Genomic DNA, 12463 nt, shown 5'->3' with positions numbered 1-12463 from the left:
AATTGTTACCTCCCAACTGTTTCTTGTTTTAAATCAACCCGGATAAAATCTCCGTAATTGTCAACTAACGAGTGTAATATCTGATAACAATTAGCCATTAAAGTTTGTGTTTGAACCAATTGATCATGCGCAGTAATTTGAGAATAATCAACCTGACATTCTAAATAACCACCACTTTGTGCTTCACTATTAACCTGTGGCTTAACTTGAGCCACAGTTTGAAGCGAATTAATCGTTCCCAGTCCAATCACTGAGACGGCTGCACAAACAATATCTTGACCATAAGGGCCAGAATCGGCATGACCTTCAATCACAAACTTTGTTAATTGCTTAGCTGAATTACAAACAAAAGTTGCTTGAATCATCTTTAAGCTTCAATCTTTTTAATTACAACTTTAGTATAAGGTTGACGATGACCCTTTTTAGTATGGGAATGTTTCTTAGGCTTATACTTGTAAGTAATAACTTTCTTTTCCCGGCCTTGCTTTTCAACAGTACCAGTAACCTTAGCACCTTCAATTGTAGGAGTTCCAATAGTAATCGAACGACTACCAATCAAAAGAACTTGATCAAAAGTTACTTCTTGACCTTCTTGGACATCAAGCTTTTCTACAAAGATGGCTTTGTTTTCTTCAACCTTGTATTGCTTGCCGCCAGTTTTAATAATTGCGTACATTTGTACACCTCCATTCTTAGACTCGCCACACTAGGCGCTGTTAAGCTTTAACCTAGTCATGTGCGGTTGCAGCTGTGGTAGCACAATTACAACTGTTTAATTGTACAAAAAAAATATTGGTTCGTCAACTAAATTTAATTAATCTAAAAATTCATAGTGTACTAAACTGCGTAGGTCATAATCTCGACCTTGGACATCCGTAAAGTTGCCATCTTTATCACGCAATTGCTGCTTCAAATGATCAATTGCTGCCTGATCATCAGCATATACCGGCACATTAAGTATCCGACCATTAGAAAAAGTTAACTGCGCCGTAATTTGGGGACGCGTAACAGATTTAGATTTTTTAAGCATTGCTTTCATTGTTTTTTTCTTCATAATCATAATCACCAAGCAATTAAAATTTATTTATTTTTAATCTTACCACATTTAACGTGTGGGAACAAAAATTGCCCCGAATTGTGTAACCACCTTTTTCTTTTGGTGATAGCTTCATGTCTAAAAACTGTTTAACAGATTATTACCATTGATCATGATTCCATAAACGACCATCGATCTCTGATTGTAGTTGCTGCAATCTCCGATCTTGCTCTTTGATTAAAGTAGTTAAGCCGCGCCAAAAAGCTCGTTTTTCATATTGTGGCTCCTGCTGAATTAATTGCTCTAATTGCGCAACGGCCCATTGATTATTATCATTCAAGATTATCTGTTTCACCTGCTTTAATTAATTTTAAGGTATCGTTACTGGTTTCTAGTTGTAACAAATTTTGACTCAATTGTTCCTGTAGTAAATCAATCAGCGGATTAGTTGCAGTTGCGTTCAATTGGGTTAGTTGTTGTAAATACCATTGACTACGCTTAATTAAAGAATCTGGTTGGTCTTGGCTTAAATAACGCTGATAATCCATCAATAATTGCTGTTGTTCGGCTTCATTTAAGTAAGCAAATTGATAAATTGGAAACACTGACAGCCAAATCATTTGCGCTTGGCGCGCCAAGGCTTGTAGGGGCGTTAGTAATTGATCTAAGCTAAAGCCTACGCGCCCTCCAGCTTGAAACGCTGTTTGTGGTAAACCCGTTGAGACCACTACTCCTAATTGTTTACCGATTAGTTTTTGTTCAATAAATTTCGTCGTCAAGTAGTGATCCTGCCATTGTTTCAATTGCGCCGGCATTGTGTACCAATAGAGTGGAAACTGAAAAATAATTCGGTCAGCTTGTTGTAGTAACTGCTGTTCTTGCACACTGGAAGTTGATTGTGTTGCACTTACTTCATGCCAAGTTGCCTGAGCGATAGCAGCTCCTTGTTTTAAAAATTGTTGCGTTGCGGAATTGTCAAGCTGGGGATGAGCAACAATAATTAACGTCTTCAAAAATTCGGCCCCCTTAATTAAAAAGAAACTGTGACCTCCAAACAGTTAGACCGTTTTGCCACAGTTCATAATCTCAGTATTAGTATAAAGCACTAATCCTGTTTATGCTTATCAATTTTTTCATTGATTTTTTTAGAAACGTCGTCTTTCGCATCTTCCAGCTGATCTTTAGCTTTACCCAAAGCTTGTTCGGCCTTACCTTTGAGTTCTTTGGAATCATCGCCGACGACTTTACCAACACTTTCATTGATTTTACCTTTAGCTTGATTCATTTTACCATCATTACTCATCTTCATGCCCCCTATTATATCTAAACTTATTGTAAAAGGTGAGTAATCTTTTCGTAAAGTAAAGTGCTTGCCAAGCTGCTTTTAAAACTTAAATGTTGTCTGAACCAACTGCTGTAAATATCGCTGCCGGCGTTCTAGAGTCGAATTAGAGATTCTCCCAAAGTTTTGCCAATGACCATGTTTAACGCCAACTTGTTTCAAAGTTTTTTTAACAAAAACCTTTTGAATATCATCGCCACAAAACCATTTCAAATAAAAAGTCGGTGATGTGGAAGTCGTTAAAACATACGCTTGCCGTAAATTTTTGAGTTCCCCATGAATGCCATACTTGGTCACGGTATGTGATAAACCAGGGCCTTCTTTCATGACCTTGTCAATAAAACCTTTTAACATTCCGGGCAGTGTGTTCCACCAAACTGGCGTAATAAAGATTAATCCTTGCGCTGCTTGTAATAAGTGTAAATATTTTTGCGTTAACGGATCATGACTGGCACCAGTATGATATAAACGTAACTCTTCTTGATCATAATATGGTTGAAATTGATCTTGGTACAAATCAATCACTTCAAAAGGCTGGTGATGTTGCTGCAGATTAGTTTGAACAGCTTCTAATTCCGCATGATTGAAACTATTGGGATAGGGATGACAATAAATAACGATTACGGGGGCCATTAATTTTCTCCTTGCATAAATGCACATAAAGTCTGGCGAATCAACGTTAAATCTAAACTAACTACCTGCTTTTGTACTAACAAAGCGTAGCCTTGAATAAATGACCACGTCTGCACAAATAAAGCATCATCAGAAATATCTGAATTAACATTGATTTGATGAATTAACTGTCTAGTCAAATTTAATAACGCGAATTGACCGTTAGTTTGCTGTAACGCTGCTTTACCTATCTCACTAAAAAATAAGGCATTAACTAACTGGGGGTGCTGGACAAAATATTCTACAAAAAACTTTCCTAATTGAACTAACTTTTCTTGGGCATCAAGCTCTGCCAACGAGCCAATTTGTTGCTCAAATTGTTGTGTAATCTGTTGTGACAGTCTCTGCATTGCCAAAGTCAATAATTCAGTTTTATTTTTAAAATGTTTGTAAAAAGCTCCTGTCGTTAAACCTAGTTTTTGTGACAATTTACGTAAAGATAATGACTCCAAGTTATCTTCTTGAAGTAATTGCACCGCACAATCTAACAATTGTGCTTTCGTTTGATTATCTTTCATATCAAGCCTCCTAGAAAAAAGATAACACTGTTATCTTCAAACTACAAGCCTTTTTTAAATTCAATCTGCAATTTTAATCACAGCTCGTGGAGCATTAGGTGCTTGCCAAGCTTGCGCCAGTTCCGGCAATGAATATTGCTTGATTGGGACCGTCCATTGCTTCTGAGACGCTAAAGTAAAAACTTTTTGAATGGAAGTAAAAAGTTCTTTTGGGGCCAAAGAACCAATTCCCGAACCTATGAGTTGAATATTGAAGGAGCGTAAAAGCGGCGCTGGCAAGCTAATTTGTTGACCCGCAGTGGAACCAATTTCTACATATCTAATTGCTTGGGATGATTTGCTGTGAGATAAGATTGTTAACAGTAGCTCAGCACTGGCTCCCCACAAATAATCCAAGACAATCGTTGCTTGGGCAATGATTGCTTGCAATGCCAATTGACATTGATCAAATTGTTGAGCATCCGTTAAATCATAATCTCCAAAGGAAAAGTACTCATCAGCACCAACTTGGGCTAGTTTCTCTGCATTACGTCCTAAAGCAATAACTCTTACTGCCCCTAAAGCATACGCCATTTGTACCGCTAACGCTCCAGCAGTACCGGTTGCTCCATTAATAAGGACCACATCACCTGTTTGAATTTGGGCACGATAGACTAACGCTGCATAGGAACTCATACCCGGATTAGCAATTGCTGCCGCCATGATCGGATTTAATTTAGCAGGCACCGGAATCAGCGAGTGTTTTGAAACCACTGTTTTTTCTGCCAAGGAACCATATGGCCAGCGTGGTTTAGCAAAATAAACACTTTGCCCATTAGCTAAACGTCCGACGCCTTCAGTACCAGCAATCCGCGGAAACTGGGCACTACTAGAATAATGTTGGCCCATCGACTGAGCTTTACTAACTGTACTTAAAGCACTCGCTTGCGGCATAACAATCACTTCTTGCTGAGAATTAACCGTTGGTTCAGCAACTGCTTGCAGTACCGGAACCATTCCTGGTTGTTGAACTATCGCTGCTTGCATAATTAATGTCCTCCTTTTAGGTGCATTTTGCACACAAAAAGAATAGCATACTTACGTGCATTTTGCACGTTAATTTAGTATAATTGATATTATGAATAATCAACAAATCCAAACTTTTTACGAACAATTAATTGAACTAGCTTATTTTTTTAATCAACCCCAAAATGACCAAGCTTTGATTAAAGCGGCGCACGTGCAACTTGATTATAAATTATTTCCTTTGTTTGCTACCATTGCCCGCCAACAGCCGACCAATGTCCAAAACTTAGCACATTTTTTGGGAGCTTCTCATTCCACCATCAGCCGTCAACTTGACCGCTTAGAACGTGCCGAGTTGATTACAACACAGATTAATACGCACGATTCACGCAAACGTGAGGTTCAACTAAGCCAGCTCGGTCAAACTTTAAATCACAGTTTGACGCAAACACGTTTACGAATGATCAAGCAAATACTCAACTCTGTTCCCTCAAGCAAGCAGTTACAAATTTTAGATGACATAACTTTACTCAATCAGGCCTTTGAAAATATTGATTTGAACAATCAAAAGTAACAACAATTCTATTAAAAATGGGCCTATGCCTAGGCCCATTTTGAGGTTATTCACTTTTTGTAATCAACAGCCAGTCAAGTTAATTTAATGATTGGTTAAATTTGGCTATAGCGCATTAACTCCACCTCATGGTCCCATAACCAAATCTTAGTCTGGGGAGCACACAGCATCGCAACTTCTTGTGTTCGCGGAATCGTCAAACTAGAGTGCGTCAAAATAAAGTCATCCAAATATCCTGGATGGCAAACCATCACTTCATAGCCATCATTATGCTGCGTTAGTGCCGCTGTTTGTAAGGTTTTCCAAGGATTATAATTTGGTTGCATGCTTTTCATTTCTAGATATAATTTTTGATGATTTAATAGCGTCGGACTGTCGTCAAAATGATATTCTAAAAAGCGTAATTGATGTCGTTGCGCTACAATTTTTAACGCTTTAACAAAGTTGTCACTAACCACAGCATGACCTTCAAAATAATCCGGTTTACGCCCTACTAATTCGACAAAACGGGCATACTGCGCTTCAATTTCGATAACGGCTTGATCTAAATCAACAAAATCTTTTACGGAATTGCGATAAACTTTGGATGGCTTAAATTCACCAGTAGCAGTGGTCAAACTAGGCACTTGAGCGGCGCTAACAACGGGACGGCCAGTACAAATTACTACGTGTAAGCCCAAGTCTAACGGTTTATGCGTCAGCTTCAGCAATGATTGGACTGCAGCTTTAGAAGTGGGCATATTAACCATAATACCAATGTTATTGATTATGCCATCGCGCACAGTTTTCAAAATTCCGAGATTAACGGCTTCGCTGTAACCCAAATCATCCGCTCTTACAATAATTTTAGTTTTCATCGCTTATTCCTCCACTGGTTTTAATTCTGAAATTTTAGTGTCTGAATTATCTTTCCTCTGGAAACCGATGAAGTAAGTTGCAACAGCTGCCACCACGATTGCAATCACCCCACTCAAAATTCCATTAATCAAATTAGTGGGATCATTATGAACATAAGCCGTCAAAGACATAAAATTAGCCACAGGCACCAAAACATAACCTTTAATATGACAAATGGCAGCATATAGTCCCCCACAAAAACCGCCAATCATCATCCCTAAGAAGCTACGTTTATAGCGCACCGCAATTCCGTACAAAGCGGGTTCTGTTACGCCACCAATAAAACTAGCAACAAAATAGCTCCAAGCTAAAGCTTTTTGATCCTTATTTTTCAAGCGTAGCGCTGCGCCAATACACATACCTGCTACTGACATACTAGCGGCTAAAGATCCTAATAACGTAAAGTTATCAAAACCATTTTGGGCAATGACCATCATCATTGCCCAAATTAAGACTAAGTGCATTCCCGTCATTACTAATAACTCCCAAACAGCACCAATAATGGCAATCGCTAAAATGCTCCAAATACCACCTAATTTACCAAAACCAATGATTGTGTCACAAATATACTTGCCAATGAAGCCACCAGCTGGGCCAACAATACATAAAGTAATAGGTAACATGATAATGATCGTTAATGTGGGGACAAAAATCGTACTTAACGAAGCGGGAATAAATTTTTTCAAGAAACGTTCCACATAAGACATCAACCATACTGACAAAATTATCGGTATGATCGTCGCACTATAGTTGACCAATGGCATATGCAAGCCAAAAACAGAAAAATGTTTACCGGTAGTGACCATTTTAATTAATGTTGGATGTAACATAATCGCACCTAAGAACATGGATACTAACGGTTGCGTATGAAATTGTTTGGAGGCTGTATAACCAATTAAAATTGGGAAAAAATAAAAGCCAGCGTCACCAACAAACGTGAACAAACGATAAGTATCACTATTACACTTAAAACATTTAACATACTCGGACCTAAAACGGCCGCAAACATTTTAAACATGGAAGCCGCAACTAATACTGGAATCAAGGGTGTTAAACATCCAGCTAATTTGTTCATGATAATTGTGCCAATACTTTTCCATGTTAACTTAGACTGCGTTTTTTCAGTATCGAGGTTTTCTGTAATGGGCGGTGTCGTCTGTAAATGAGCGATTTGGCACAATTGGTCGTACACTAAGTCCACCGTTTGCCCAATAATTACTTGATATTGGCCCGCTGAACGCCGGACGCCAATGACCCCAGCAATTTGGTTCACAGCTTGGTCATCTGGCAAACTGTTGTCTTTTAAAATAAAACGTAAGCGTGTCATACAATGTGTTACTGACTCAACATTAGTACTACCGCCCACTGCTTGTAAGACTTTCTGGGCAATAATACGGTTGGTTTGTTCTTTACTCTTCACCATCAAATTACTAATTTCACAGGCGCATTGATAAATTTCAGGAAATTGCTTTTGAAAAGCTTGATATAATCCTTCAGTCTGGCTACTAGCCATTTGTTGTGCTTGCTGTAACCTACGTAAATAATAATTCAGATGCACCACAAATCGATTATAAGTAAAGCTTTGGTGATTAATCTTTATATTAAAGTGTCGCTCCACAATATCTAATGCCTGTTCAATCACTTTTTGTTCTTGCTGAATCGTGCCATCACTAACGACTTCTTGACTATTTAAAAAGTGTGTAGCAATCGCCGTGATTTCTGCTGGTGGTAGTTTGACATGCAATTGTTGTTCAATCAATTGAAGTGCGTATTGACCTACTGCCGTTTCTTGCGGATAGAATTGTGCAATATCATAGGAATACAACAAAGATGCGTTTTGCTGCTTTTGTGATCGAATAATGGCAAAGTTAATATGATCAGCTAAACTGAACACAATATTCGGATTTAGCGGACGGGTAATTAAACTACGGGCTTGTTGCACAATCTGTAAACTAACAGCCACTACATCTTCTGGCAATTCTGTTAACAACTGTAAATATTGTGAATTTAATTTGTAAAAAGTCATCGTTACTCGGCTTAAATCTGTGATTTCATACGGCATGGTTGGAAAACCGATTCCTTTACCAAAGGCAATTAATTCGTGGTCATCATTATCACGACATAATGCAACATTATTATTAATTTTTTTAATTGCTAGCATACTTTACCCTCAAAATTATTCTGTTCGCAACAAGATTTGACCGCGTTTGACCAAAGAATGCGCTAATTTTCCCAAATGTAACTGCTGATCATAACCCTTAGTAAAAATTAAGATTGTAGTCATGTCTAAATGATGCTGTGCCATTAATTGGGGATCAAAGCGAATCAAGGGGAAGCCCTGCGTAACATAATCATTGACTTGAACTAAGGCTTTAAACCCTTCTCCATTTAACATCACCGTGTTTAAACCAATGTGGATTAAAATTTCCAGCTTAAATTTTGCGACCTTAATTCCTATTGCATGTTTCGATGGCGGCAAAGCAACAATTTGACCATTGACAGGAGCCACGATGGTATCAGCCCTTACTGCCGGTTGAATTGCCAAACCTTCACCCATCATTTTATGAGCAAAAACTTCATCGTCCACTTCTGATAATGGGATAATTTTGCCAGCAATTGGTGCGGCAATTTCTAAAATTGAGGCTTGTTGAACTTTCCAAAATGGCAAAAAGACACATCCTTTCCTTGAAACTAAAAAACGCTTTTTGAGGTATAACTTACCTTTCCATCAAAATAGAAAAGGTAATGCCTCAAAAAGCGAGTAACAATCCTTATAATGAACTTCTTTAGTATAGCATATCAAAAAAACGTTTGCAAAACAGATTTAGCTATGTCAATTTAACGCCCAGCCGCATTTCAATTCCTACTTATTTTCTGGTTGTAAAGGCCCATAGTAATAAGAGGCAGTTGCTCCACCATCAATCAAAAATGTGGAACCCGTGATAAATTGACCAGCAGGACTCATTAATAATTCTGCTACATTGGCTACTTCATCGGCCGTTCCTGGGCGACCAGCAGGACTTTTTGCAAACATATTCTTATAGAAGTCACCACGTTGCCCATTAAACTCATCAATTGCTAAAGGTGTGACAATAATCCCCGGGGCAATATCATTAATCCGTGCTCCTCTTTTGCCCCATTCAACGGCCTGGGCCATCACGCGCTTTTCATTACACCGTTTGGCCAATTGGTAAGCTTTTAAGGAATCTTCGATTTGATCAGGTTGCAAAAAGTCTAGATCTAACAATTCTTCAGTCGCGGTCATGGCTAATTGACGATCCTGTTGTGGCGTTAAGGCTGGCATTCGGTGGCCCGATTGACTAGAAATTACCACGCCGACACCATTGGGTGCAATCACTTTGCCCGCCTCTTCTAACAAAACAGCCGTGCCGTATAAATCAACATTGAGAATCGTTTCAATGGATGCTTGACTTGGTGAAACCCCCGCCGCATTCACAACCATCGTAATCTCACCACTAGCTTGCGCTTGTGTTAATAAATTTTGAATGGATGTCCGACTAGCTAAATCCATCTCCACTGGTGTCACATCAAAACCTGCATCAGTCATTGTCTTCGCAATTGCCTGAGCATTCGCCAAATTTTTGTCACCTAAAAAAATCTTTTTGCCAAAACCTACGCGCCGTGCAATGGCCATTCCGATTTGGCCAGCGCCCGTGACTACCATTACTTCTGTCATTATCAACATCCTCCTCAAGAGCATCTAAGATTAGCGTCAATCCATAAGATCTTTGCCTTATTACGATTGACTATCATTAAGATACAACTTGGAGTTGACTCCAAGACAAGCAATAATTTTATTTTTTAATAATTTCAGACAAACGTTCATTTTCTAAGCGGTGCAATTGATCCTCCGCTGGTAAAACATGATCACTAAAATGTTGAATTTTAAAGTCCAAGTGATCAATTGCCACCTGAAGAGCCTGTTTTTTATTCTCCATAATTTGCCGTTGTTCTTTTAATAGTTGATATTGTTCTTGTGTTGTATCCTCAGCTGATTGATATAAATTAATATATTTTTGTAAACTATCTAGTGACATTCCTGCTTGTCGCATCTTTTTGATAAATGCTAAACGACTCAAAACGGCCGCATCGAATTGACGAATGCCTGTACTGGAACGACGGACTTCGGGTAATAAGCCCAGCTTTTCATAATAACGAATAGTGTCAGCTGAGAGTCCAGTTTGTGCTGCCGCGTCTTTGATACTAATCATCACTGCCCACTCCTTTATTCATTTATTTTTAAAACTATCTTAACTAGTTAGACTAATTCAAGCAATGACCTTTACCAAATGCGAACATTTACATTGAAAACTCAAAAAACGTTTGTATAAATTTTGCCAATTTACCAAACGTTTCCTTTATTTTAATTTACATGCCGCTGTTGCCGAAAAGTTTCAAAGTCATCGGTAATAGCATGTTGTTTTAACGCTGCATAAAAATCAATTTTATCTTGAACAACTTGTAAATGCTCTTGTTCTTGTTGAATTTTGGCTTCTAGCTCACGCTTTTTAGTTTGCAGTAACTCTTGGCGTTTGCCAATCGTGGCATCACCTTGAGCCCGCCAAGTCACGTATTGCTTCATTTCAAACAAACTAAAACCCGCGCCTTTGAGATGTTGCAGAAATTGATACCACAAAACATCTTGGTCCGTATACAAACGTTGACCATGAACTTTTTGCACAGTCAGCAAACCTTCCTTTTCATAAAAGCGCAAGGTATAAGGCGTGGTTTGGACAACTTTCGCAAATTCACCAATCCGATAAGTTTTCGTCATTTAATTGACTCCTATTTGTAAACCGGTGTCGCACCATCAGTTCCTGCTTGGGCAATTCCCAAACTATCATTGACAAACAGTGTGGGATCATCAATCATTCGTTCAATTAAATCGGCGATACTGGCTCGTGAAATGGTTGTTCCCTTAAAAGGTTCATGACGATGAGTTAATTCATAATCAACTGCCGGCGCATTCGACATGTAACCAGCCCGAATAATCGTATAGTCTAACTGACCATTCTCTTCAATTAGCTTGGCTGCATCTCTGGTATCTTCCATGACCGCATGACCACAAGATTCTTCGACCCAGGTACCAAAAGGATCTGGTACCTCGTGATACAAGCCTAAACCAGTCACATGAATTAACCGCCGTACTTGTTGCTCATTCATCGCCTGAACAATATTTTGGACCATCGGCGTAAAGACGCCACCCAAATTAGTGTAAACTAAATCGCTACCAGCTACCGCTTTGAAAACATCGTTATAATTACGGGCGTCGCCTTCAATAATTTGAACATTATTGGCCGCTGCAAATTCTTGTGGTAAGCGCTGCACATTACGAGCAAATAATTTTAAATTAACTTGATCATGGTTGAGATAATGCTGCTCAACCAACCGTGCAATTTGTCCATTAGCGCCAATTACAGTAATATTTTGTGACATTATTTAGCTTCCTTCGTATCCAAAGCATCATAAATTTCATCAGACACTGGTTCTAACCACTCAGGAGTACCAGCTGTAATTGCCAGATGTTCAAACCAACTATCGGCAGTAGCACCGTGCCAATGCTTCACGCCGTCGTGCGTTACAACCACATCACCAGGGGTTAGATGTTGCGCTGGTTTGCCTTCTTCTTGGTACCAACCTTCGCCACCAGTAACTAATAAAATTTGGAAGCCATCATGATGAATATGCCAATTATTACGGCAACCTGGTTCAAAAGTTACGTTGCCAACACCAACGTTCACGTCAGGATCTGAGACTAAATTCTTTAAATAACTTTGTCCGACAAAATATTGGGCAAAGGCATCATTTTTGTCACCACTACCAAAAATTACTCCATTTTTAACATCTTCATTTTTAGCCATTATTATTCTCCCTGTTCTTCATAGAATTTTTTAGCAATATTAAATGCTGACCAAGCTTTCGGCCAACCAACATAAAAAGCAATATGAGTGATAATTTCACTGATTTCATCTTTAGTTAAGCCATTTTGTTTTCCCATCTTTAAATGAGCTGGTAATTGTTCAAAATTACCGGCCGTAATGATGGCAACAATGGTGGCTAAACTACGATCACGTGGTGATAATTCTTTTTCACGTGACCAAACTTCTCCAAATAAAACGTCATCATTTAATTCTGCAAATTTGGGCGCAAAATCACCTAAGTTCTCACGTCCGGCTGTTTGTTTCTTCATAGTAAAGCACCTCCGACTTAGAATAAGTTAACTTTACAACTTAGAGCTAACTCTAAGTCAAGCAAAAATTATTTTTCAACTAATTAGAAGTAAAATTAAAGAAAGACAAAGCACATATCCTAGTACGCCTGATGATAATCATCGAAGTGTTTAACTTTATAGACAATGACAAAATATCCATTTGGCTTGATTTGCCAGGCTACACTAT

At 38.6% G+C, this 12463-nt stretch carries 20 protein-coding genes and 1 other annotated feature; of the genes, 1 reads left to right on the top strand and 19 read right to left on the bottom strand.

Annotation, left to right across the window (positions count from 1 at the left end):
* Positions 1 to 5 precede the first annotated feature (5 nt).
* The 9 genes from AC3B6B_RS04605 to AC3B6B_RS04565 all read right to left on the bottom strand — a co-directional run bounded on the left by AC3B6B_RS04605 (position 6) and on the right by AC3B6B_RS04565 (position 4594).
* The gene (locus AC3B6B_RS04605; protein WP_489757497.1) at positions 6 to 365 is read right to left on the bottom strand and encodes a ribosomal-processing cysteine protease Prp; all 360 of its coding nucleotides are present in this window, start codon (positions 363 to 365) and stop codon (positions 6 to 8) included.
* A 2-nt stretch (positions 366 to 367) separates the two neighbouring features.
* The gene (gene rplU / locus AC3B6B_RS04600) at positions 368 to 676 is read right to left on the bottom strand and encodes a 50S ribosomal protein L21 (RefSeq protein WP_489757496.1); all 309 of its coding nucleotides are present in this window, start codon (positions 674 to 676) and stop codon (positions 368 to 370) included.
* Between the two features lie 8 nt (positions 677 to 684).
* Positions 685 to 754: a sequence feature (ribosomal protein L21 leader region), on the bottom strand.
* 60 nt (positions 755 to 814) lie between these two features.
* Positions 815 to 1054 carry a hypothetical protein gene (locus AC3B6B_RS04595; RefSeq protein WP_489757495.1) on the bottom strand — a complete coding sequence of 80 codons (240 nt, stop codon included), beginning with the start codon at positions 1052 to 1054 and terminating at the stop codon, positions 815 to 817.
* Between the two features lie 142 nt (positions 1055 to 1196).
* Complete coding sequence (locus AC3B6B_RS04590) at positions 1197 to 1376, bottom strand: hypothetical protein (protein WP_489757494.1); 180 nt, start codon at positions 1374 to 1376, stop codon at positions 1197 to 1199.
* Positions 1369 to 2049 carry an NAD(P)H-dependent oxidoreductase gene (locus tag AC3B6B_RS04585; protein ID WP_489757493.1) on the bottom strand — a complete coding sequence of 227 codons (681 nt, stop codon included), beginning with the start codon at positions 2047 to 2049 and terminating at the stop codon, positions 1369 to 1371. The genes AC3B6B_RS04590 and AC3B6B_RS04585 overlap by 8 nt, the downstream gene beginning before the upstream one ends.
* A gap of 92 nt (positions 2050 to 2141) precedes the next feature.
* Positions 2142 to 2339: a CsbD family protein gene (locus AC3B6B_RS04580; protein ID WP_489757492.1), complete on the bottom strand. Its 198-nt coding sequence runs from the start codon at positions 2337 to 2339 to the stop codon at positions 2142 to 2144.
* 81 nt (positions 2340 to 2420) lie between these two features.
* Complete coding sequence (locus tag AC3B6B_RS04575) at positions 2421 to 3011, bottom strand: NAD(P)H-dependent oxidoreductase (protein WP_489757491.1); 591 nt, start codon at positions 3009 to 3011, stop codon at positions 2421 to 2423.
* On the bottom strand, positions 3011 to 3568 hold the full coding sequence (locus tag AC3B6B_RS04570) for a TetR/AcrR family transcriptional regulator (protein WP_489757490.1): 558 nt from the start codon (positions 3566 to 3568) through the stop codon (positions 3011 to 3013). The genes AC3B6B_RS04575 and AC3B6B_RS04570 overlap by 1 nt, the downstream gene beginning before the upstream one ends.
* A gap of 60 nt (positions 3569 to 3628) precedes the next feature.
* On the bottom strand, positions 3629 to 4594 hold the full coding sequence (locus AC3B6B_RS04565) for a quinone oxidoreductase family protein (protein WP_489757489.1): 966 nt from the start codon (positions 4592 to 4594) through the stop codon (positions 3629 to 3631).
* A 91-nt stretch (positions 4595 to 4685) separates the two neighbouring features.
* Here AC3B6B_RS04565 and AC3B6B_RS04560 point away from each other — a divergent pair, with 91 nt between their 5' ends.
* Positions 4686 to 5147: a MarR family winged helix-turn-helix transcriptional regulator gene (locus AC3B6B_RS04560; protein ID WP_489757488.1), complete on the top strand. Its 462-nt coding sequence runs from the start codon at positions 4686 to 4688 to the stop codon at positions 5145 to 5147.
* Positions 5148 to 5242: 95 nt separating this feature from the next.
* On the opposite strand, the gene AC3B6B_RS04555 is transcribed toward AC3B6B_RS04560, so the two are convergent.
* From AC3B6B_RS04555 to AC3B6B_RS04510, 10 genes are all read right to left on the bottom strand, one after another.
* The gene (locus AC3B6B_RS04555; protein WP_489757487.1) at positions 5243 to 6004 is read right to left on the bottom strand and encodes a ChbG/HpnK family deacetylase; all 762 of its coding nucleotides are present in this window, start codon (positions 6002 to 6004) and stop codon (positions 5243 to 5245) included.
* Positions 6005 to 6007: 3 nt separating this feature from the next.
* Positions 6008 to 6988: a PTS sugar transporter subunit IIC gene (locus AC3B6B_RS04550; RefSeq protein ID WP_489757486.1), complete on the bottom strand. Its 981-nt coding sequence runs from the start codon at positions 6986 to 6988 to the stop codon at positions 6008 to 6010.
* Positions 6940 to 8205 carry a PRD domain-containing protein gene (locus AC3B6B_RS04545; RefSeq protein WP_489757485.1) on the bottom strand — a complete coding sequence of 422 codons (1266 nt, stop codon included), beginning with the start codon at positions 8203 to 8205 and terminating at the stop codon, positions 6940 to 6942. Before AC3B6B_RS04545 ends, AC3B6B_RS04550 begins: the two co-directional genes overlap by 49 nt.
* Before the next feature lie 15 nt (positions 8206 to 8220).
* A complete protein-coding gene (locus AC3B6B_RS04540) occupies positions 8221 to 8712 on the bottom strand; it encodes a PTS sugar transporter subunit IIA (RefSeq protein ID WP_489757484.1) in 492 nt (163 codons plus the stop codon).
* A gap of 195 nt (positions 8713 to 8907) precedes the next feature.
* Positions 8908 to 9750, bottom strand: coding sequence for an SDR family oxidoreductase (locus AC3B6B_RS04535; RefSeq protein ID WP_489757483.1), 843 nt, complete (start codon positions 9748 to 9750; stop codon positions 8908 to 8910).
* 109 nt (positions 9751 to 9859) lie between these two features.
* The gene (locus tag AC3B6B_RS04530; RefSeq protein ID WP_489757482.1) at positions 9860 to 10276 is read right to left on the bottom strand and encodes a MerR family transcriptional regulator; all 417 of its coding nucleotides are present in this window, start codon (positions 10274 to 10276) and stop codon (positions 9860 to 9862) included.
* 152 nt (positions 10277 to 10428) lie between these two features.
* A complete protein-coding gene (locus AC3B6B_RS04525; RefSeq protein WP_489757481.1) occupies positions 10429 to 10839 on the bottom strand; it encodes a MerR family transcriptional regulator in 411 nt (136 codons plus the stop codon).
* Between the two features lie 11 nt (positions 10840 to 10850).
* Positions 10851 to 11501 (bottom strand): NAD(P)H-binding protein, encoded by a 651-nt coding sequence (locus AC3B6B_RS04520; RefSeq protein WP_489757480.1) that lies wholly within the window; start codon positions 11499 to 11501, stop codon positions 10851 to 10853.
* Positions 11501 to 11926 (bottom strand): cupin domain-containing protein, encoded by a 426-nt coding sequence (locus tag AC3B6B_RS04515; RefSeq protein ID WP_489757479.1) that lies wholly within the window; start codon positions 11924 to 11926, stop codon positions 11501 to 11503. The genes AC3B6B_RS04520 and AC3B6B_RS04515 overlap by 1 nt, the downstream gene beginning before the upstream one ends.
* Before the next feature lie 2 nt (positions 11927 to 11928).
* On the bottom strand, positions 11929 to 12255 hold the full coding sequence (locus AC3B6B_RS04510) for a carboxymuconolactone decarboxylase family protein (RefSeq protein WP_489757478.1): 327 nt from the start codon (positions 12253 to 12255) through the stop codon (positions 11929 to 11931).
* Between the last annotated feature and the right edge of the window lie 208 nt (positions 12256 to 12463).

This window comes from Bombilactobacillus sp. ESL1197 (assembly GCF_058107145.1).
The sequence above is the reverse complement of the archived record's forward strand: the minus strand, read 5'-3'. Positions and strand labels throughout refer to the sequence as shown.

Excerpts from the sequence above, each read along its gene's own strand:
- AC3B6B_RS04605 (WP_489757497.1), bottom strand. The coding sequence starts at position 365 with ATGATTCAAGCAACTTTTGTTTGTAATTCAGCTAAGCAATTAACAAAG.
- rplU (WP_489757496.1), bottom strand. The coding sequence starts at position 676 with ATGTACGCAATTATTAAAACTGGCGGCAAGCAATACAAGGTTGAAGAA.
- AC3B6B_RS04595 (WP_489757495.1), bottom strand. The coding sequence starts at position 1,054 with ATGAAGAAAAAAACAATGAAAGCAATGCTTAAAAAATCTAAATCTGTT.
- AC3B6B_RS04580 (WP_489757492.1), bottom strand. The coding sequence starts at position 2,339 with ATGAGTAATGATGGTAAAATGAATCAAGCTAAAGGTAAAATCAATGAA.
- AC3B6B_RS04575 (WP_489757491.1), bottom strand. The coding sequence starts at position 3,011 with ATGGCCCCCGTAATCGTTATTTATTGTCATCCCTATCCCAATAGTTTC.
- AC3B6B_RS04570 (WP_489757490.1), bottom strand. The coding sequence starts at position 3,568 with ATGAAAGATAATCAAACGAAAGCACAATTGTTAGATTGTGCGGTGCAA.
- AC3B6B_RS04565 (WP_489757489.1), bottom strand. The coding sequence starts at position 4,594 with ATGCAAGCAGCGATAGTTCAACAACCAGGAATGGTTCCGGTACTGCAA.
- AC3B6B_RS04560 (WP_489757488.1), top strand. The coding sequence starts at position 4,686 with ATGAATAATCAACAAATCCAAACTTTTTACGAACAATTAATTGAACTA.
- AC3B6B_RS04555 (WP_489757487.1), bottom strand. The coding sequence starts at position 6,004 with ATGAAAACTAAAATTATTGTAAGAGCGGATGATTTGGGTTACAGCGAA.
- AC3B6B_RS04545 (WP_489757485.1), bottom strand. The coding sequence starts at position 8,205 with ATGCTAGCAATTAAAAAAATTAATAATAATGTTGCATTATGTCGTGAT.
- AC3B6B_RS04535 (WP_489757483.1), bottom strand. The coding sequence starts at position 9,750 with ATGTTGATAATGACAGAAGTAATGGTAGTCACGGGCGCTGGCCAAATC.
- AC3B6B_RS04530 (WP_489757482.1), bottom strand. The coding sequence starts at position 10,276 with ATGATTAGTATCAAAGACGCGGCAGCACAAACTGGACTCTCAGCTGAC.
- AC3B6B_RS04525 (WP_489757481.1), bottom strand. The coding sequence starts at position 10,839 with ATGACGAAAACTTATCGGATTGGTGAATTTGCGAAAGTTGTCCAAACC.
- AC3B6B_RS04520 (WP_489757480.1), bottom strand. The coding sequence starts at position 11,501 with ATGTCACAAAATATTACTGTAATTGGCGCTAATGGACAAATTGCACGG.
- AC3B6B_RS04515 (WP_489757479.1), bottom strand. The coding sequence starts at position 11,926 with ATGGCTAAAAATGAAGATGTTAAAAATGGAGTAATTTTTGGTAGTGGT.
- AC3B6B_RS04510 (WP_489757478.1), bottom strand. The coding sequence starts at position 12,255 with ATGAAGAAACAAACAGCCGGACGTGAGAACTTAGGTGATTTTGCGCCC.